The organism is Paenibacillus sp. FSL H8-0259 (assembly GCF_037963255.1).
In the GTDB taxonomy this organism is placed as follows: Bacteria; Bacillota; Bacilli; order Paenibacillales; family Paenibacillaceae; genus Paenibacillus_AQ; species Paenibacillus_AQ phytohabitans.
This window is the reverse complement of sequence record NZ_CP150147.1, coordinates 1,646,602-1,666,463: the sequence shown is the minus strand read 5'-3', so window position 1 is coordinate 1,666,463 and position 19,862 is coordinate 1,646,602. Positions and strand designations below refer to the sequence as shown.

Genomic DNA, 19,862 nt, shown 5'->3' with positions numbered 1-19,862 from the left:
CTCTCACCCCGCTTATGCCTTATGGCTGGTACGTCCCAGAATGGCGTCCATGGCCGCAGAAGTATTGAAAATAATCTGTTCCGGATGATGGGTGTAAGCCGGGATCATTTCACCTGTAACATAGTTGTCGTATCCAATCTCCCGGAGCGCATCCATCACAGCCGGATAGTTCACATTCCCGGCAAGCAGATCAACAAATCCGTGCAGTCCTCCCGCTTCCCGGCGGTAATCCTTGAAGTGAACCTTCTTGATCCGGTGGCCCAGTATTCTTATCCACTGCTCCGGATAGCCGGAATGTACAATATTTCCCACATCCAAATAAGAACCTACATAGCTGGAGCCGACCGAATCAATGAACGAACGCATTTCAAGCGGGGACAGCAGAAATTTATTCCACACATTCTCGATCCCTATGGAAACCCCAGTCTTCGCTGCCTCCAGCGCCAGACCGCCAATCGCCTCTAACGCCCTGTCATAAGCTTTGTCGTAATCCACTACCTCACTGCCGGGAATGAAATCCACCCCGACTGCACCGGGTATCACAAGAATCGTATCCACGCCAAGCACAGCAGCAAGCTCCAGTTGTTTTTTGCATACGTCGATTGCCTTGGTCCGATTGGCCCCGGATTCGCTGGTCATCGCGTAAGACCAGTACAGTCCCGTTGCCAGTCCGGCAATTTCCAGGCCGGTCTCGTTAATGGATTCCTTGAGCTTCAATGCTTCCTTCTCACCGGTTTCAAGACTGAGTTCACCCGTTTCATTCAAAGCCAGTTCAAGCCCGTCGAACCCTGCAGTTTTAGCTAAGCGCACACATTCCGCGATCTTCATACCTTCGGGAAAAGACCAGATATTAATTCCTTTTCTCATCATTACCATCCTCATTTTTGTTATTTTCCGTTTTTCAGGAATCCTGCGATAATGTTCTTTTTTCCTTGATATATTTAAATTATAATGGTTTTACACTTCTATTTATTTAGGGGATATAGATAACTTTTGGATGATTCCGGTCATATTTCTAGTCAGGAGGATTGATCATGTCCGAGACAGAAACATCCTATCCTTTGAGCAAACAGGTACCCTCCCGCGAATGGTCACCTGGAATCCATTATGCACAGTTGCAGACCCTTGCCCCCTGCACTTTTCCAAGAAGAAGGCTGTATGATTTCGAGCTGCTGTACATCCGTCAAGGGAGTTTGTTGACCCGAATGGACAACAAGGAATTCCTCCTCAGCTCTGGACAACTCATTTTTCTATCCCCTGGTGTTTACCATCAGAACATAATCGTTTCGGCTTCCGACACCAAGCTGCTGGGCATCCACTTCGACTTTTTTGGCGAATCCGTCATTACGCGGGAAGAAGACATGCTGGTCAACGAGGATGAGGTGCTTCCCCATAAATTCGCTCTGGAGGCCGTAACCGCCCCTTTTTTACCGTTGTCAGAAGAACCTGTGTATACGCCCTCTCCCGAATGTGTCCATGCGATGGAGCAGCTTGTTCATGAGTTCACCATGCGGCAGGCCGGTTATGAATGGGTCTGCCGGGGCTTGATGCTGGGCATTCTGACTTCACTTCTGCGGTCCCAAAGCTCACGGCGGCTGGCTAAGTCTTCCGTTCACGGGGAGCGGATCAGGGGGCTGATTGACGGAATGGAGCTTCAGCCGGCAGGCCGCTGGACTAACAGGTCTATGGCTGCAACGATGAATATGCATGAGGACCATTTCTCCAAGCTGTTCCGGGAGATTGCCGGGATGCCTCCCGGCGAATTCCTCCGGTCCATTCGCCACCGGGAAGCACGCAAGCTGCTCCGCGAGACGGATGAGTCGATTGAAGCTGTGGGAGAGCGGGTCGGCTATCCCGATATCCACTACTTCAGCAGGGTATTCACAGCCAATGAAGGGATTTCTCCACGTGCCTACCGCAAGCTTTCGCGCATTCTGTGAGGCATCCTAGATGCCCAGGCCCGCTCACAGCAAAGAGACGAGCCACCGGCCCGCCTCCTGATCGAGTTGCTAGTTTACTTATTCGCGGATGCTGTTTGCAGCGTTATCAGCATCGTTCGCCCGAGTGTGCCTGCCGTATGGATCTTCAGCTTCACCTTCGGCGACAGTTGCGTGACCTCGATCCGGTCATCTTTGCTGAGTATGCCTGCTGCCTCCGCCTCCAGCTCCAGCTCAATAACCCCCTGGTTCTCCAGTGTAGGATCGGACACGGCAAGCTTAGTGGTGCCAGCGTCGGCATTGTTCCTGATCAGGACAGAGGCTGGCTTGTTCGAGGTCACACCTCCTGCTGAAGTCAGAGCATCCGTCCAGAAATTATACCCGGTCACGTTAAGCGTGTTCTCCCGCACAGCTTGAACCGCTGGTGAATTGGCGAGAATAGTGACATCCGGCGAATCGGCATAGGCTTCCGTGGCCTGCCTGCTGGCATTCGGCAAAATCATATATTCATACCGGCTGTCAACAGGATTACTCCCATGATCCATCCACATCGTCAGAAAGTAATTCTGCAGCAGTCCGGTTGGCGTTGTGGAGGAAGGCGGATTGCTGAGATTGATGTCGGACCATCTTCCCTCTTGAACCTGTCTGGTGAGCTTGATCGATGAATTATCCGGAAAAACATAACCAATATTTGAATCTGCCGCATTCCCTTCGAGATAAGCCCATGACGGGTTCTCTATCTCCTGACCCGGAATGTTCCCATTCAAGGTGTCACCATCCAGCACGAAGCTATTGGAGTTATCTTCCTTCAGCTTCCGCTGCTCAATGACAGTCTCTACCGGAAGATTATCCGTGCTTGTAATCCCTGCACCCAGCGCAACAATCTCATTGTCAAAAGCAAACCAGGATTTCCGCGCCTGCATCTGCGTGCCGTTCTGAATCAGATTCATGCCGGTTGCCCCAAAAGTATCCAGTGTTGTTCCGCCCGCCCAGGAGTTAAGCGGCGCCGTCTCGCCGTCACCGTATTGATAATCGCCGGCATTCCTTGGACGGGAGACAACCGTTGTGCCGGGCAGCCGGCTCCAGTTCACCGTGGCCCAGAAGCTGCCTGTATACTGGGACAGATCGCGGTTGTAGAGATATGTCATTCCATCACCGGTGTACCAGCCCTTGGGATTTTCTCCGTTAGTCAGCTCATAGGTCGCAATACGCTTTGAGCTTTTGCTGACTCCGAACAGAAAGTCCTCACCCCGGTGCACACTGCGGGCCATGCCGTTCAACTCGTAGTGCGCCTGAATATCGGCGGCAGGAACAATCGCAGGATCGTCCACCCACTGCCGGATCGTATCCGCCAGATCCAGCGGGAATTGATAGTAGGATGCGCCCTGGCTCAGCTGATACCCGGCATGATATTTAACCAGGCCCTTTAATTTCAGCGAAAGCTCCGGGGGCGAGGTCTGCGCAATTCGGGCGATGCCGGCCAGAATATTTCTGCCGGAGTAATAGGCATCTGCAGCCGGTCTCACAATTGCGCGTCCTCTCGTCATATCAATGGCCTGGCCTTTGTATAAAATGGGGGCAAAACCTTCATTGATCCACCGGTAGACATTGTTCACCCCGGGAACAACCGGCTCCCAGGTGCTTCCGTTCAGCAGGAACAGCAGGTTCCCCATCCCCTGGATCAGAACCTCCCCGTAACTTCCCGTGTAGGCTATCGTGCTGTGTTGCACATACGAGCCGTCCTCATAGAACCCGTCGCCTGCCGCCGTGTATTGAAACAGCTCGCTCATCCCGTCCCTGGCCTGAATCAGCCGGTCATAGCTATGTTCGACAAGTCCCATACGGATCTGAATCAGCATAATGTCGGAGCGGTTGGCACCTGTCTGTGTAAAAGAAGGGGCGGTGATATCTCCGATATAATGATCGATGCTTGCCGTATTCTGCAGGATTTGCTCTGGCGTCAGCTCGTCATACATCAGGATCAGAATATCAGCCAGCCGGTTGGGAACACCGATATCCCAGTTCCACCAGTTGCCGAATTCGCTGCCCGAATCTGTATATAATTCATCCAGCATCCAGTCCATGGCCTGCAGCAGATCATCCTTCAGACCGGAATTATGGTAAAGCGGGGTGCCTTGGGTCTGATAAGCTAAGGCCATTGTCTTCAAACGGGTATAATGGCTGTTTACAAAAGCGGAGTCGCTGGTGGAAGCAGGCAGATCCGTCCAGAGTGTTGTTCCGCCGGGTATGAGCTGCATGCTCTCCCAATACCCCTGAGCAGCAGCTGCATTGGCCTGAAGAATGGCTTGGACCGCCGGATCATTTACATCCAAAGAATCTTTACCGGTCAGCGTCTCCTTCCAGCGCAGCCTGATCTCGTCGTATTCCTGGGGATTATCCGGCTGGGCGGCTACGACCACGAGGGTAACCGAGTCCGCCACTCCGTTCACTGCACTTGCAGACACCGTAGCCGTACCGACGGAAATCCCCTGCAATGTGCCATCCGCAGCCACACGTACGATATCCGGGCGATTGGAGACCCAGGTTAGCTGTGAGTCTGTCGCATCCGCCGGTTCTATATCCGCGATAAGCTGCAAGCTGTCGTATTTGGAGAGCTGCGGGGGCGAATAGGTAATGGTAACGGCGGTAACAGGGATATATGGAGTAACAACAACGGTGACGGCTGCGGAGACTGCCGGATCAGCTTGTGACACTGCTGTAATCTCCGCAGACCCCACCGACCTGCCGGTGATTTCTCCGCTGGCATCTACAGTTGCAACGGCAGGATCGGCAGAGCTCCAGGTCACAGCCTGATTCGTTGTATTTGCGGGCTGGAACCCCGGCTTCAAGGTTTGTTGGCCTGTTACCGTCAAGTTGACTTCATTCGGAAGCGAGATGCCTTGCGGCAGCACGGGCTTGGTTACCGTTAACGGGACGGCGAGCGAATAATCGCCCTCATAAGTACTTACCATCACTGTAGTGCTGCCTTCGCTGAGTGCGTGGACGGTGCCATAAGTAACTGTGGCTACAGAAGGATCAGCCGTGGTCCAGAGCAAGCGCTGGTCGGAAGCATTCTGCGGCAATACCTCAACCGCAATATTGGCGCTGGTACTCTCCGCCAGCTCAAGTGTTCCCACTGAAGTGCTGATTCCCGTAAGCGGCACGTAATCCGCAAGCTTCAGATCGTCGACCAGCCATTCCCCCTGCTGGCCGCTCTGAAAGTACTGATTGAGGTAGATATGTCTGATATTCAGCCAGCCGGAAGGCAGCGAAGCTTCCCCTAAATACTGGTCATTCATGAAATAGGAGACGGTGCGGGCCGTACTGTCCACAAACATTTTCAATTTGTACCATGAATTCTTCTCGTAGCGGGCCAGGAGCTGATTGCCGGCACCCCGGACTTCTCCTGCGGCGTTGAAGGTAAGGGCGGCTATATTGGTAGTGAGTGTAGCGGGAGAAGGGGCATTCAAGCTTCTGAACTGAATCTCCCGGCGGTGGGTTGTGCTGTTCATATAAACCGAGGCTTCCAGCACCAGCTTCCCGGCGATGCCGGTATTGCCGGTCGCCGTTCCGCCCAGATTGTTCCTGCCTGTATTTACATTTTTGGTATTGGAGACGATTTTGAGACTGTAATCCTCACGCTGGGGAGCGTTCGCTATAGTCACATAATCTGTTTCCAGCGCAGAATTATAGATGCCCCAGCCTCCCCCGGCCGAGCCGCTGTAGGTAGAGCCGTTATAGAGCTTCGTATTCTTGGTATTTCCGCTCTCATCATAGTTCACATTGACATATACGGTACCCGCCGCTTCCGCCGGCGGCAATGCCGCAGCGGGAAGGATGAGAGACAGGACAGTTACCATTAGGATCAGACGGACCAAAAACGGCTTGACGAATGGCCTAGTGAACAATTGCATGGCTACCCCTCCATGATTCATAGTTTTCAGGCCTGTTCCCGCTCATACCAATATCCGGGAATCTGCTTCTCCAGACGCAGAAGGGCTTCCAGATAATAATAGTCGCCCCAGATCATATAACCATCCAGCCCATAGTCGCCCCTGACATGATAAGAGCCATGGTCGATGAGGCCTTCGTCTTCCTCAGCCATGCCCAGCGAGGACTCCGCCAAGGCCGTCATGGTCAGCATGACCGCAGCCTCCAGACGCGGACGGAGCGGATCGGCGGGCGCCAGATGCTCAAGCAGTTCAAGCATGCCGCAAGCGGCAATGGCGGAAGCAGAGCTGTCCCGGCTGGTAGAGCTGTTCACAGGAACATCGAAATCCCAATAGACAATCCCATCCGCCGGTATCCGCTCGATGAAATAGACGGCAAGGCGTTTCGATGTCTCCAGGAAATCCATGTCTCCCGTATAGCGGTAAGATAAAGCAAATCCATAGATCCCCCACGCCTGTCCGCGTGTCCAGGTAGAGCCGTCGCGGTAGCCCTGATGCGTCCCCCCTCTGAGCGAATTTCCACTTCCGTCAAAATAAAAGGTGTGATAGGACGAGTCGTCTCCCCGCACAAGGAACTTCCGCGACAGCTTCGCGTGCCGGGCGGCAATCTCCGCATAGCGGGGATCGCCAGTTGTCCCGGAGGCCCAATACAGCAAGGGAAGATTCATCAGACAGTCGATGATAATACGCCCGCCATTCTCCGGATCACCCTCCGGTCCCCAGGCCTGGATGAGCCCGGCAGCCTCCCGCCAGCGGCCCAGCAGATGGTCGGCGGCGCGCAGCGCCAGCGCCCTGTGCCGCTCGTCCTCTTGGACAATCCAGCCCGCCATTGCAGACAAGCCATACAGAAAACCGATGTCATGGTGTTCCAGAGCGTGCTTGGCCTGAAGCCTGCGGTCAAAGCTGTTCATCTGGGCTTCGGCCTGCAAGCGCAGATATTCGTCCCCGCTGTACTCGTAGCATAACCAGACCATCCCGGTCCAGAAGCCTTCGATCCAGTCGTCGTTCTCTCCCCATTCATAACGCTTGTCATTGGAGATATGCGGGAATTGCAGGTTATGGCGGGTCAGATTGCGTTTTGTTTTGAGCACGGCGAAGTCGATGGCCTCTCGCCACTTCACGCCCGGTGCAATTATTTCCTTCACAGGTATCATCCTTTCACAGAACCGGCTGTAATGCCCGAGATAAAGTACCGCTGGAAGAACAAAAAGACGGTGACTACCGGAATAAGCGACAATACGGTGCCTGCCATAACAAGCTGGGTCTGCGAGGTGAACTCCCCGTTCAGACTTGCGAGGCCAAGCGGCAAGGTCTTGAGGCTGTCGCTGGTAAGATAAATAAGCGGAGCCTGAAAGTCATTCCACACCCAGGAGAAGGCGAAGATGCCAAGTGTCGCCAGCGCCGGCTTGGCCAGCGGCAGGATAATCCGGGCGAAGATGCCGAATTCGTTGCAGCCGTCGATCCGGGCCGCTTCCGAAAGCTCCTTCGAGATGCCGGAGAGGAACTGCCGCATCAGGAACACGCCGTAGGGGCTGAAGATTTCCAGCAGAATCAATGCCCAGTGGCTGTCCACCAGGCCCAGCTTCTTGATCACAAAATACTGCGGGATCATAATGACCTGATAAGGGATCATGAAGGCCGCGAAATACATGATAAACAGCCGGTTTTTCCCGGGGAAGTCCAGTCTGGCGAAGGCATATCCAGCCAGAGAGCAAGTAATAAGCTGGCCCAAAGTAACCAGAACAGAAACCTTCAGTGAGTTGAAATAGTATAGCGGAAAGGGAATACTGGTCCAGACCTCGGTATAATTCTCGAAGTGAAATACCTGCGGAATCCACTGGATCGGATACTGGAATACTTCCTCCTGCAGCTTGAAGGAGGTGGAGAGCATCCACAAGAAGGGCACGATCATGATCAGCGAGATCAGGATCATGAACAGATGCGACAGTGATTTTGGCACGGCACGGCCTAGTAGTTGACCCATCGTTTCTCCCCCTTGAATTGAACGTAAGTAATCGCCAGAACGATCAGGAACAGCACGATGGCTTCGGCCGAAGCGTAACCAAATGCGGAATTGCGGAACGACTGGACGAAGATGTCATAGACGAGCAGCTTCGTGGAACGGCCCGGCCCGCCGCCGGTCATGACATATACCAGATCAAAGGACTTGAACAGATTAATAATGCAGGTGATGATGACAAAGAAAGTGACCGGAGACAGCATCGGCAGCGTGATGTTGCGGAAGCGCTGCAGTATATTGGCGCCGTCGATGTTGGCAGCTTCGTATAACTCTTTGGAAATTCCCTGCAAGCCGGCCAGGAACAGCAGCATATAGTAGCCGGCCATCTTCCAGGCGGAGACAAGGATGATGCTGAACAGAGCCCAGTCTGAGCTGATCAGCCACCCGGGCGGATGATCCATGAACTTGCCAAGGAACATATTCAGCGGCCCGAGCGTCGGATTGAAGATGGCCTGCCAGACCACTGCCACCGCGATAAATGATGCGATATGAGGAAAGAAGAAGGCTGCTCTGTAGAGCGACATCCCTTTCATTTTCTGGTTAACAAGCAAGGCCAGGGACAGGGAGGCAATGATAACGAGCAGACAAGAGCCGAAGGTGTAGAGCAGGGTATTCTGGAGAGCAATCCGGAAGTTCTCGTCCTGCACCAGCCGGACATAATTGCTCAGTCCGGTCCATTTCACCGGATTATAGCCGTCCCATTCCGTGAAGCCGAGCCCGAGCGCCATCACGCTCGGAACGGCAATGAACAACAGGAAACCCAGCAGATTAGGCAGGAGGAAAAGATAGGCTGTTCTCGCTTGCGGATGCATCATCCGCTGCCACAAGGACGGTTCCCTGCCTTTTGCCAGGCCGGCTTCTTGCGCAGCCGGTACGCTTTTATTCAAAGAAGACATGTCATCACTTCCCCGTTCTTGATCTATTGAATCTCCTGGTCTCTTCTCTTCTTAATGTTCTCAATCGCCTTCTCTGGTGTGGACTCGCCCAGGAGCGCCAATTCCCCTTCTTCTGTAACAATCGTATTCATTTGGGTAATCCCTTTGCGCAATTCCCGTTCTGGAACAGACGTAATATTGAAGATGGCATCCAGATTCACCGCATCATTGGTAAAGGCTGCTTTGTACTGGTCCTTGACACTGTCGGCTGCGGAAGCCGGCGTCTGGTATTTAGCCACAATCTGCTGTCCCTCTTCACTGGAGATGAAGCCGATCCACTTCTTGGCCTCCTCCGGATGTTTGGAATCCGAGCTAACGGCATGGACAACCACCGCGGTCATTGTGGTGCCCTTCTGTACTCCCGGCGGATGCGGGACATAGGTCATTCCCCAATCGAAGTTCAGCTTGCTGTCCTTCTTATCCTGCTCCAGCATCCCCGGGAACCAGGTTCCCGTCACAACCATTGCATATTTACCGGTCAGGAAGGCCGTTCTGTAATGCGCATTGGTGGCCTTGTTCTCGGCTATGGAAGGCTGTGCGCCGCTGTCCGATAGTTCTTTACGCAGCTTGAGCCCTTCAATATAAGGCGTTAGATCCTCACTGTAGAGCGAGGCGCCAAGCTGCTGTCCGTATGAATACCAAGTCTGCGCCCAATCTGGCATGAAGGAGCCGTAAATCTTGTCCTGTCCGCTTCCGCTGGTCATCTGCTTAGCCAGTTCTAAATATTGTTCCCAGGTCAGATCATCACCCGGATAGGCAACCCCTGCCTGATCAAAAAGATTCTTATTATAGTAGAGCGCCCAGCCGTCTGAGCGGAAAGGCAAGCCATACAGCTTATCGTTAATCTTGAGGTTGTCCAAGGAAGACTCCACGCCCGCCAGCCCGGCGCTGTTGGCAGCCGCATAATCATCGAGCGCCAATGCGCGTCCCGACGAGGCCAGCTTGTAGTACTCGTCCAGACTTTTAAAGGCAAAAGCGTCAACTTCTCCGCCGCCTGTCAATGTTACCGTCAACCGTTCACTGTAGGTATTGGCATCGCTTTTGGTGAAATCAACGGTGAGACCCGGGTTCTTCGCTTCGAACGCCTGGGCCAGTTCATCATACATCCGCTCTGAGGCGCTATCATTCCACAGCATGAACTTAATGGCCACCTCTTGCTCCGAAGCCGGGGTCCCCTTCGCTGCCTGATCTGTTGTGTCCGGGCCGCAGCCTGCCAGAAGTACCGCACTTGCCGAAATTCCAATCAAAGGCTTCATCCAATTTTTCATGTATTCCCCTCCAAGGTCGATTGTGTAAGTGTTCCTCACTTGATGTAAATATAAAGCAGTTTAAGGCGGTTGTCTTTGCACACAACTCAGTACAATTGTTGATTCCTTCATAATAATAAAGTTTTGTTTGCGCTTTCAGTAACTTTCATGTACGTTTTCATAACATTGATGTGACATGATCGCACAAAAAAAGGGATGTTATCCCTTGACTAGTCCGATATTCAGTTTTGTATTCTATAATACAGATTATCCGCGATATTCGGAGGGAGTCTGTCCGGTCATTTTTTTGAATACCCGCGAGAAGTGGCTTAGATTATGCAGACCTACCTGCTCCGCAATCTCCTGGACACTCCCCTCGCGGCGCTTGAGCAGCTCCTTGGCCTTCTCTACACGCAGACGGGCCACGAAGGCCATTGGCGTCTCGCCTGTCTGCTCCTTGAATAACGTGGCGAAATAATTCGGATTCAGGTGCGCCGCACCGGCCAGGCGGCCAAGCGTCAGCTTCTCTGCATAATGCTCCTGCGCATAGCGGAGTGCAGCTTCCACATCCATGGTTACCGGACGGTCCTTGTCCTGCATCACCGTCCTCAGAGCAGATGACATACGCTCCATGAATTCACCGGCGGTTGTACAGGAATGAATGCGGCCGATGGCTTCCCCCCACACGGCGGTATGCTCGCGCTGAAGATATTTACCGGGGATATTCCGCGTCAACAGCATCGTAAGCGCCTGGATCAACCGCTTCGGATGAACGCTGCGCCGCTGCGCATCCAGCAGCAGCTCATCCAGGCACTCCAGGATCGCATTGGCATTGCCGACCGCAAGCAAAGCTATCAGCTTATCCTCCTGATCGCCCGACAGCGCCGGACCAGAGACTTGATAGATACGCTTGTGTTCATACTCCACCGCATGGTTCCAGCCCGTATAGAACAAATCTGCCTGCAATTCTTCAGCTTCACGGTAAGCCTTCTCCCACTCCTCCGGTCCAGCCACCCTGGAGCTGATCAGGATGCCGGTATCTTCATAACGTTCCAGCAGCAGGCGCGGCACTTCGATCTCGTCCTCCATAATAAGATGCAGCCGCTGCTCCGCATCCACGAACAATCGCCGCTCCTTAATGACCTCCGGATACGGGAATTCCTCCAGCCAGGCATGAATATCCGTCTGCTCCCACATCTCCCGGTTGATCAGCATAATGACCCATCTCCAGCCTGCACACTCCCGCACATGTATCCTGAACTGCTTCAGCCAGGCAGAGGGAGATTGCAGCTCAAGACTCCGCACTTCTAGCTGCGGCTCTCCCGGAAGCGTGGAAACGCCACGCTCGCGGGGTTGCCCCTGAAAGGTCATATACAACCTTTCCAGACAGTGTTCGATCTCGCCGGATGACAGATTCAGCTTGTCCAAATATTCGAATACACCGTAGCGGATGCCCTGCCGGGCGAGCTGAAAGTCAGTATGACTGCTTAAGATACAAATCTGCACCGTCGGCGATATCTCGCGGATACAGGCAATCAGCTCCAGCCCGTCCATGCCCGGCATGCGAATATCTGTAATCACCACATCCGGCTGCAGCCGGATAAACATGTCGAGCGCTTCACTTCCATTGCCCGCCTCACCTGCAATTTCAAAGCCGTACCGCTCCCAGGGGATGGTCTTCAGCAGTGCCTCCCGGATCAGCCACTCATCCTCCACCAGCATCGTTCGAATGGTCATGTTGCCCCTCCTTATGTAGAGTTCTTCTGCTTATTGCCGCTTGGGCAGTGTGATCTCCACCTGTGCCCCGGCTCCCGGGCGGCTCTCGAAACGCAGGGTCCCAGCTCCGCCGAAATACAGGGCAATACGTTGCCGGATATTGGATAACCCAATGCCGGAGTATGCGGTCACCCGCTGCGTATCCTCCCCTTCTGCGCCAGCTTCAAACGGCTGCTTGGCTGTGCCTGCCCCGTTGTCGGCTACGGAAATGGTGAAGGTGGCGGATATATCATAAGCCTGAATCCAGATATGAATGGCTTCATCGTTCTTCATTCCGTGATAGATACTATTCTCCACCAGAGGCTGCAAAGTAAAACGGGGAATATGCTGTCCAAGCAGCGCATCCGGCACATCAATCAGGACATGAATCCGGTCCGGGTAGCGAATCCGCATAATGGTCAGGTAGTGCTGCAGCGCATCCAGATCTTCTTCAATGGTGACAAGCGGATTCTCCGGGTAGATCTTGGAGGATAGAAAATACCCCAGCGCATGGACGACCTCGCGGATCTGCTCCGTCTGGCCGCGCAGTGCCAGCCCGCTGACCACTGCCAGCGTATTCTTGATCATATGCGGCTGAATTTGCGCCAGCAGCGATTCCAGCTCCAGCTCCAGCTTCTGCTGCTGCTCCACCTCCATGCGTTCCTGCAGCTCCTTCAAATCGGAGGTCATGCTCAGAAATGAACGCTGAAGCAGGTCAAGCTCCGGATCAGTGCGGATCAGCGGAAGGTGCGCCCACTCCCCTGACCCAATCCTTCTCATGACCCGGACCATCTGCTTAATCGGCCGCAGCATCCGGCCGGTGAACAAATGCCCAAGCAGAATAGACAGTAGTACACAGAGTCCGATGACCAGCAGCATGATATTGCGGACCTCCCCAAGCTCTGACAGTAGACTGCGGTAGGGAATCTCCTTGACGACAACCCAATCGTTCAGCAGCTTCGCGGATATATAAAGTGACTTGTTCATGCTCTCTCCCCGGTTCAGCACAGCAGCGCCCTTGCTGTAAGAGGTTGCAGCCGCTTCCCCAAGAATGGCTTCAGGCACGGCGGTGCCCGGAGCTGAGTACACCAGTGAACCCTCCGGCTTCGCGATGATAAACCGGTTATTGGAAGCCAGATCCTCTACCAGGGCGGTTAAGGAACCCGAGATTAATATTTTGCCCCACTCTGTACCGTTATCTGCATCCGTATATCCGGCCACATAGGAGAACATCGGCTCGGCCGCACTTGACAAATCGAATACGGAATGCGGAGCGGCCCATACAAACCGCCCGGCGCTGCCGGCCTTCAGCACTTTCCTGAATTCCGCATTGCTGTCCAGATAATCGGCCAGCCTGGTGCCGTCGCCCCCCCAGCTCGTGAACACTTTACGGTTATAACCGTAAATCACAATCGATGGCGTCTCTTCAAATTTGGAGAAGACCAGCTTGCTCAGCAACTGGTTGAACATATCCCATTCCTTGACATACCGCTTCAGATCATCCGGCGACGATTCCGGATCAAGCATTTGGTGCACATTGTCCTCCTGCACGAACGATCCGGCAAGCATTTGGTACATGGACAGCTCACTGTCCACGGAGGCAACCGTCTGCTCCAGTAAGCGGGACTGGATCTCCACAGCCTGATGAATAATCGAACGCTTGGAGGCATCATAACCGGCCCAACCGATAACAAGCATGGGAAGCACACCGAAGAGCAGCAACATCACAATGAATTTGGAACGCAGGGTCCACCTGGTGATTCCCATACCCGCAACCTCCCCCTGTAAGGCCGAAAAAGTTCGCCCGCCATGCCTCATAAACTACAGTAAATAAACTTAAGTATCTTTCATATGACCCCAGACTTCAAGAAAAAACGACAGGAAACGAGTCATTGATGAATGAACACATTACAGCGCAAACATTAGCTTCTTAAAGATAATTATACTAAAACCCTGATCATGGATATTTAGCCGATCAAGAGATTAATTGCATAATCCCGCTTTTTTCGACTCATTCTGCAATAAATCCACAAAAAAACAACCCCCATCTGTAATCAGATGAGGGTATAGCCAAGCGGCTGCGATTAAGCTTTACTATTGAAACTTCAATTCACCGAAGCAGGAGCTCAAATGAAAGTTCGGCGAAGCTGAATCTACCCGGTTCCAGCATCCGTAATGGGGCATATCCGTCTCATCCCCGCATTTATAGAAGTTACCGCGCAGAATCTGCCCGGATGCTACCGTGAAGTCAGGAAACAGGCTCTGCAGCCAGGCAAAGGGAATCGAAAATTCCAGTGTCCAGCAGGTGTTCTCCCCGGTTGTTTGCCCAGCATTCACATGGAGGTCCCCCTTGATCTGAAAAAGTTCAGTTGAATCCTGTGCAAGCGGAATCCGCTGCTCTCTTCCCTCACCCAGCTGCAACAGAAGGACGCCTGCCGCATTCAGTTCAAAATTCAGGTAGCGGGCATCCGAATCGGGAAGCGGCTGGATAAAAAATTCGACGCAGCTGTCCTTATATACGGGATCGCCGGGACTATTGCAGCGAATGAGCGGGTTCTCCTCATAGACTTGAAATCTTATATGCAATCGCTCATCTGTGAAACAAAGCTTGACCTCGACCTTCGGCTGGTATCCATTGTGAAGCCACAGATAATAATCTACTCCTAGGGGGCCAATCTCATTCCAGTTAACCGGAAGTTTACTCTCTTGGACCAGATAAGAACGCAATTTCTTTTCCATGGGAAATCTCCTATTCTCGTAGTCGTTAGCTCCACTTTGGCAGCAGGTGTATTCATCAAATCATTCCCGCCAATTCCAGAGCCGGACTTCACCCACCCGCATATAGCTGACCCAGGAAGCCTCGCGCAGCTTCAGCAGTTCCTTGACCGGCCCTGTAGCAACGGCTCCATAGATCTGAACTCCGTGCTCCTGAAGATAGGAGAGCGAAGTATCCAGTTCAATAAACGGCGCTGCCTTCCTGGCCAGTGACCGATGCTTTTGCAGCAGCTTAAGCGTTTTGATGAAGTTGGCATCACGCAGTGCCCCATCCCCATAGGGTTCAACAGAAGGCGATACGCTGCTGTAGGAGGAGACCGAGCTGAACCAGCCTGTTTTTTGGGTGGTGACCTCTGATTTCAACATATCATCGTCATGCCAGATCGGATCATAGGGAAATCCCAGCGGAGAAGTAACCACCTCATCGTGGGTAGACGGACCCGTATCTGCTCCGAACCACACAGGCAGGATATTCAGCGGCTCAAACTCCTTGAGCAGCTCCTCCGTGGTGTATAAGTGGTCGAACGACAGATAAGCTTCGGCAACCGTACCCTCGGGAAGCTTATCCAGCTTGTTCCACTCATCGCTGTTATCCCCGCTGCTGACGGAACCATCTGCTGACGGATAGTAGAAAATGTAATTACTCGCATTCCGGTCATCCATCCAGTTGAACACTCCGGGATAGGATAGCCCCAGGAGAAAGGTCTGGTTGTAATTACCCATCTGAACCTTCTCCCCGCCTACCTGCTTCAGCAGTTTACCGGTCAGATTCATCCGGAGGACCGATTTCGCATTGCTGGAAAGATATGTGGTTGTGTTGGGCCGGGTCACGGCAATCGCCGAGGATACAACATCACTATAGGTCTCACCACGGTTCCCGGTGCTGTAGAATACTATAGTAATAATATTACTGATGATCATGAAGACAATGAAGGCCGCAAATACAGTAAGGGTGTTCACGAGCCGCGCCTTCCATTTGCCGCGGCGGATAATGGACTTCTCTCTTCGCTTCGCCTTCCTCTTCGCCTTCTTGAGCCCTGTAGCTGCCCCTCCTTCCGGGTCCGCCTTGGTCCACCGTCCGCTGGTCTGCTCTTCCCGCTCCATTTGCTCCTCCAGATACAGCTGATAAGCCTCCAGCTTCTCCAGTTCACTCTCCAGCGCCTCCCGTTCTTCCTCCGGAAGTGTTCCCTCACTGTATTTCCTCAGTTGTTCTTTGAACTCCTCACTCATGCTCATTCCTCCTCCGGTCCGCCTCACGCAGCTTCTGCCTGGCGCGGAATACCAATATCTTGTATTGGGACAAACCTACGTTCATGATGCCAGCAGCTTCCTTGTAGGTCAGCCCGTGATAATCATGCAGCAGCAGCGCATGGCGCTGCCCCTCCGGCAGACGGCTGAGTGCCAGCGCTGTCTCTTCCCAGCGTTCCTGACGCAGCAAAGTCCCCTCCGTGGTCTCGGGATGGGGCAGCCTGCTGAAAAACCCGTCTTCCTTGGACACACTCCGCTTTTCCTTGCGTTTGAAGTCCACGAAGGCATTGTAAGCCACGCGGAACAGCCACGGCTTAATCCGCTCTTCCCGGCAATCCTCCAGATACAGATATGCCCGGTAAAAGGTCTCCTGCATCAGATCTTCGGCCGCATGGTGGTCATGGCAGAGGGAGCACAGATAGCGGTAGATGTCCGCCACATAATTCTCATATAGATCATCCAGCGTATTCGGCTCCATCTCCTCCCCCCTTAATCCATCCACGTATGAGAATGCCAAAAGTTACAGCTTCCAGCCAGAAATTTCAGGAATCATCCATCTTACTATAGCAGATTTATCTGCATCCCCACGCAAAAAGGGAGCCTCACGGCTCCCCAAACCTTCCCTTTACAGTTGCTTCTCTTACTTAATAAAATCCGATACTGGACGAAGCATCCTTCATCCATTCACGCTTGCGACCTTTGTCCAGTTCGCCGCGCATGCCGCGCACCAGCGACTCGACATCAGCCGTGCCATTCTCATGCCATTCCAGTGCCGCACTGACATACAGCTCGCCAAGCTGGGTCAGGGAGAAATCTCCTGTCAGGCGCGCAGCGGTGGCCGTACCCTCTTCACCTGCGAAGGCGGAGAACCCGCGCAGCTGCAGATATTCGAGGCGCAGCGCCTCATTTGGCATCTTGATCTCATAAGCCCGGTCGAAGCGTCCGGCGCGGTTCATGAGGCCCGGGTCGATTTTCTCCGGATAATTGGTGGTGCCGATCAGGAAGATGCCTTCCTTCGAAGTAGCCCCGTCCAGCGTGTTCAGGAAAAAGGACCGGACCTCCTGCGGCATGGAATCGATGTCCTCAATCACCAGTACCATCGGCGCCAGCCGGGCCGCAGCCTCGAACACCTCATTCACTGACTCGCTGCTCGTATATTCGGTAATCTGCCAGTAGATCACAGGTCCCGGTACACTTCCGGCGATCGATTTGACGAGCGTAGTCTTGCCGTTGCCCGGATGCCCGTAGAGCAGAATGCCCCGCTTGTACGGGATATCGTAAGTGACGTAGAAGCTGCGGTCCGAATCAAAAAACTGGTCGAGCGAACGGTAGATTTCTTTCTTGATCCCCGCGTCCAGCACGACCTCCTCACGCCCGACAGAGCGGGTGATGGGTTCATCCTCACGGAAGATTCCGTTACGCCGGTCAGTGAACACCGTCACCTTATTGATGTTCTGCTCCCGCTGCCGGGTACGCACATTGGCCAGGAAGAATTGCAGCTGCGCGTCAGATGCCGCGAACACATAGTCCTGGAAGTTGATGCCGTTCTCCTGGAACACAGGCACCCGCGCCAGAGCAATGCCCATGGCAGGATACGCCAGCACATTATTGCGGATCGAGAGATGGATATTGTACTCCGGCTGCTCTTTATCATCGTCATACACAAACGTCCGGTCCTCCAGGCGGTCAAAAATCCGCGCCACATGCTCCACCCCGGCATTCCCGCTCTGCACATCGTTCTCCAGCAGCTTCCAGTATTCACTGTTGGGATCATCGCTCGCATACAGCTCATAACGTACGCCGTAGCGGCTGTAGAGCGCTTCAAGTATACCGTCAACCAGGCGTGCGTACACATCATAACCTTTGATGATTCCGGCTCTGTCTTCATCGTATTCGTAGATCACAGTAGGTTTCTTAATCTCCTGCTCCATCCTATTTCGTCCCCTTTATCGCTGCGAGCGGCTTGCATTTGGCTACAACAGCAGCCAGGCCGGCGCCCGTAACGCTTTCTATAATCTCATCTACATTCTTATAGGCCTGGGGAGATTCGTCAATGATAGATTCCAGGGAATGCTGATTCACTACAATCTCGTCTGCCGTCCCCACCTTCATCGACCGGGAGAATTCATGGACAGACACCAGACGCTTCGTTGCCGAGCGCGAGCGGATGCGTCCGGCACCATGGCAGATCGAATAATAATTCTCTTCTCCTCCGGGCTGGCCGACCATGATGTAGGAAGCGGTGCCCATCGAGCCGGGGATCAGCGCCGGATGCCCCGTCGCCGCGTAAGCCCGCGGATTATCCGCATGGTCTGCAGGCAGGGCGCGTGTCGCCCCTTTGCGGTGAACAAACTTGGTGCCTGAGGAGGTCTCCTCTTCCCACGCATAATTGTGCATCAGATCGTAGAGGGTGCGCAGCTCGCATTTCGTGCCGAAGACGTCACGGAAGCCCTCACGTACACCATAAGCGATCAGATGGCGGTTCACCACCGCATAGTTCAGCGCCGAGTACATCAGATTAACATAGCGCTGAGCCTGCGGATGTGACAGGGGCGCATAGATCAGGCGCGGGTCAGCGCTGCCCAGTCCAAGCTGGCCCATGACCTTGGCGAAGGCCGGGGTACAGAACTGATTGACCATGCCTCCCCAGGCCCGGGAGCCGGAGTGGATCATCACGGCAATCTGCCCGTCTCTCAGGCCCCACGCTTCAGCCACCTCCCGCTGCTCCTCGGCGATTTCAATCGCCTGGATCTCAACGAAATGGTTGCCGCCGCCAAGGGTGCCGAGCTGGCGGTGACCCCGGTGCCAGGCCATATCCGGCAGCTCGTTCAGAATCTCGTCATCGAAGGCAAGCTTGCTGATCTCCACATGGGACAGTGCGCTTGATTTCTTCGGAGTGTAGCTGTCCGGAACATATTTGCTGGGCAGGCCGTGCAGTCCCTTGCGCACGATATTCTCCAGCCGGATATCGCTGTAATGGCCGCGCTGCTGAGCCTCCATGGGCAGATACTTCTCAATTGCACGGACCAGCTTCCGGCGCAGCTTCACTTCACGCAGATCATCCATATGCAGATTGGTCAGATGTACACGCATGCCGCAGCCGATATCGCTGCCTACAATGGACGGCGATACATAACCTGACGCGGCATCCCAGACCGCGGTAGTCCCGATACACGTTCCGACGCCTACATGTACATCAGGAGTGTAGCTCATATATTCAATATTTGGAATCTGCAGATTGTTGTTAGCCATTTCCAGGACCTTATAATCAAGTGAGCCAAACAATTGCTCACTTGCATATACTTTGAGGTCGCCGCCCGGAAGGGCTACCTCATGTTTGTAGCGGGATATCTCCCCCGCTTGCTGCTGCTTCATGCTATTCATAAATGTTTTCATTTCCTTTCAGGTTGGTAAGATAAATTCCAGTTTTGTGGTACGCAAAAAGAGCCGCAGATCAGTTCTGATCATGCGGCTCCCGGAGCGCTGGGTGCAGCTTCGAATTCAAGCCGGGACACCCGTATGCAGTTGTGACATAATAAGCACGCTGCGTATTATGTCTTCCGGACGAAGGCGATGAGATCAGATTGTTCATATGCGGTTGTAATGTGACTGTGCGGCGTTCTCAAACCATTTGTTCCAATCATGACCCATCGGCCTCCCTTCTATAAATGATAAACCCAATAATATATGGCGCTGCTGCAGATTGTCAACCCTGATACTGGTAAAGTTTGTTTTATTTAAATTTCGACCAGTCCTGATTGCTGTTCTCCAGCAGGTGGCCGAAATCATTCTCCAGACGTTTCTGCTCTGCCTTGCGTTTGTCCTCCGCTTCCTTGAGGGCGGCGTCTTTCTTGCCTTGCTCTTCGGCTTTGAGCGCATCGGACTGCGCCTTCAGCTTGTCCAGCACCTCGCGGCTGAGCAGGTCTTTGAGCGTTGCCGGAGCATCGGCCGCAGCAGGGCGCGGAGCCGGAGTTATCTTCTTCTTTTTAGCCAAG

General features: G+C 53.6%; 15 protein-coding genes. 1 reads left to right on the top strand and 14 read right to left on the bottom strand.

The annotated features are described in order from the left end of the window. Positions 1-12: 12 nt before the first annotated feature. Positions 13-867: a sugar phosphate isomerase/epimerase family protein gene (locus NSU01_RS07190; RefSeq protein ID WP_076242424.1), complete on the bottom strand. Its 855-nt coding sequence runs from the start codon at positions 865-867 to the stop codon at positions 13-15. Between the two features lie 167 nt (positions 868-1,034). On the opposite strand from NSU01_RS07190, the gene NSU01_RS07185 reads away from it, so the two are divergent. Then, positions 1,035-1,940 carry a helix-turn-helix domain-containing protein gene (locus tag NSU01_RS07185; protein ID WP_076242423.1) on the top strand — a complete coding sequence of 302 codons (906 nt, stop codon included), beginning with the start codon at positions 1,035-1,037 and terminating at the stop codon, positions 1,938-1,940. A 74-nt stretch (positions 1,941-2,014) separates the two neighbouring features. Here the strand turns inward: NSU01_RS07185 and NSU01_RS07180 are convergent, their stop codons facing one another. From NSU01_RS07180 to NSU01_RS07120, 13 genes are all read right to left on the bottom strand, one after another. Continuing rightward, positions 2,015-5,851, bottom strand: a complete 3,837-nt coding sequence (locus tag NSU01_RS07180; RefSeq protein ID WP_076242422.1) for a polysaccharide lyase family 8 super-sandwich domain-containing protein — start codon at positions 5,849-5,851, stop codon at positions 2,015-2,017. Between the two features lie 26 nt (positions 5,852-5,877). Continuing rightward, positions 5,878-7,032, bottom strand: coding sequence for a glycoside hydrolase family 88 protein (locus NSU01_RS07175; protein ID WP_256703732.1), 1,155 nt, complete (start codon positions 7,030-7,032; stop codon positions 5,878-5,880). Positions 7,033-7,037: 5 nt separating this feature from the next. Beyond that, a complete protein-coding gene (locus NSU01_RS07170) occupies positions 7,038-7,871 on the bottom strand; it encodes a carbohydrate ABC transporter permease (RefSeq protein ID WP_076242420.1) in 834 nt (277 codons plus the stop codon). Continuing rightward, complete coding sequence (locus NSU01_RS07165) at positions 7,856-8,803, bottom strand: sugar ABC transporter permease (protein WP_256703731.1); 948 nt, start codon at positions 8,801-8,803, stop codon at positions 7,856-7,858. Before NSU01_RS07165 ends, NSU01_RS07170 begins: the two co-directional genes overlap by 16 nt. 23 nt (positions 8,804-8,826) lie before the next feature. Further along, positions 8,827-10,110, bottom strand: a complete 1,284-nt coding sequence (locus NSU01_RS07160; protein ID WP_076242419.1) for a sugar ABC transporter substrate-binding protein — start codon at positions 10,108-10,110, stop codon at positions 8,827-8,829. 246 nt (positions 10,111-10,356) lie between these two features. Continuing rightward, positions 10,357-11,826, bottom strand: coding sequence for a helix-turn-helix domain-containing protein (locus NSU01_RS07155; RefSeq protein WP_076242418.1), 1,470 nt, complete (start codon positions 11,824-11,826; stop codon positions 10,357-10,359). 30 nt (positions 11,827-11,856) lie between these two features. Continuing rightward, positions 11,857-13,611 (bottom strand): histidine kinase, encoded by a 1,755-nt coding sequence (locus NSU01_RS07150; RefSeq protein ID WP_076242417.1) that lies wholly within the window; start codon positions 13,609-13,611, stop codon positions 11,857-11,859. 327 nt (positions 13,612-13,938) lie between these two features. Beyond that, on the bottom strand, positions 13,939-14,583 hold the full coding sequence (locus NSU01_RS07145) for a carbohydrate-binding family 9-like protein (RefSeq protein WP_076242416.1): 645 nt from the start codon (positions 14,581-14,583) through the stop codon (positions 13,939-13,941). Positions 14,584-14,643: 60 nt separating this feature from the next. Then, a complete protein-coding gene (locus NSU01_RS07140) occupies positions 14,644-15,849 on the bottom strand; it encodes an anti-sigma factor (protein ID WP_076242415.1) in 1,206 nt (401 codons plus the stop codon). After that, positions 15,842-16,345: a sigma-70 family RNA polymerase sigma factor gene (locus NSU01_RS07135; protein WP_042134435.1), complete on the bottom strand. Its 504-nt coding sequence runs from the start codon at positions 16,343-16,345 to the stop codon at positions 15,842-15,844. Before NSU01_RS07135 ends, NSU01_RS07140 begins: the two co-directional genes overlap by 8 nt. Before the next feature lie 166 nt (positions 16,346-16,511). After that, positions 16,512-17,798: an AAA family ATPase gene (locus tag NSU01_RS07130; RefSeq protein WP_042134433.1), complete on the bottom strand. Its 1,287-nt coding sequence runs from the start codon at positions 17,796-17,798 to the stop codon at positions 16,512-16,514. Between the two features lies 1 nt (position 17,799). Beyond that, positions 17,800-19,251, bottom strand: coding sequence for an RtcB family protein (locus NSU01_RS07125; RefSeq protein WP_144025957.1), 1,452 nt, complete (start codon positions 19,249-19,251; stop codon positions 17,800-17,802). 349 nt (positions 19,252-19,600) lie between these two features. After that, positions 19,601-19,861, bottom strand: a complete 261-nt coding sequence (locus NSU01_RS07120) for a YqkE family protein (RefSeq protein WP_076242414.1) — start codon at positions 19,859-19,861, stop codon at positions 19,601-19,603. Position 19,862 lies beyond the last annotated feature (1 nt).

What these genes read in the sequence shown, in the direction of transcription:
- NSU01_RS07130 (WP_042134433.1), bottom strand. Translation starts at nt 17,798, where the DNA reads ATGGAGCAGGAGATTAAGAAACCTACTGTGATCTACGAATACGATGAA.
- NSU01_RS07160 (WP_076242419.1), bottom strand. Translation starts at nt 10,110, where the DNA reads ATGAAAAATTGGATGAAGCCTTTGATTGGAATTTCGGCAAGTGCGGTA.
- NSU01_RS07190 (WP_076242424.1), bottom strand. Translation starts at nt 867, where the DNA reads ATGAGAAAAGGAATTAATATCTGGTCTTTTCCCGAAGGTATGAAGATC.
- NSU01_RS07140 (WP_076242415.1), bottom strand. Translation starts at nt 15,849, where the DNA reads ATGAGTGAGGAGTTCAAAGAACAACTGAGGAAATACAGTGAGGGAACA.
- NSU01_RS07155 (WP_076242418.1), bottom strand. Translation starts at nt 11,826, where the DNA reads ATGACCATTCGAACGATGCTGGTGGAGGATGAGTGGCTGATCCGGGAG.
- NSU01_RS07170 (WP_076242420.1), bottom strand. Translation starts at nt 7,871, where the DNA reads ATGGGTCAACTACTAGGCCGTGCCGTGCCAAAATCACTGTCGCATCTG.
- NSU01_RS07185 (WP_076242423.1), top strand. Translation starts at nt 1,035, where the DNA reads ATGTCCGAGACAGAAACATCCTATCCTTTGAGCAAACAGGTACCCTCC.
- NSU01_RS07180 (WP_076242422.1), bottom strand. Translation starts at nt 5,851, where the DNA reads ATGCAATTGTTCACTAGGCCATTCGTCAAGCCGTTTTTGGTCCGTCTG.
- NSU01_RS07165 (WP_256703731.1), bottom strand. Translation starts at nt 8,803, where the DNA reads ATGTCTTCTTTGAATAAAAGCGTACCGGCTGCGCAAGAAGCCGGCCTG.
- NSU01_RS07150 (WP_076242417.1), bottom strand. Translation starts at nt 13,611, where the DNA reads ATGGGAATCACCAGGTGGACCCTGCGTTCCAAATTCATTGTGATGTTG.
- NSU01_RS07125 (WP_144025957.1), bottom strand. Translation starts at nt 19,251, where the DNA reads ATGAATAGCATGAAGCAGCAGCAAGCGGGGGAGATATCCCGCTACAAA.
- NSU01_RS07135 (WP_042134435.1), bottom strand. Translation starts at nt 16,345, where the DNA reads ATGGAGCCGAATACGCTGGATGATCTATATGAGAATTATGTGGCGGAC.
- NSU01_RS07145 (WP_076242416.1), bottom strand. Translation starts at nt 14,583, where the DNA reads ATGGAAAAGAAATTGCGTTCTTATCTGGTCCAAGAGAGTAAACTTCCG.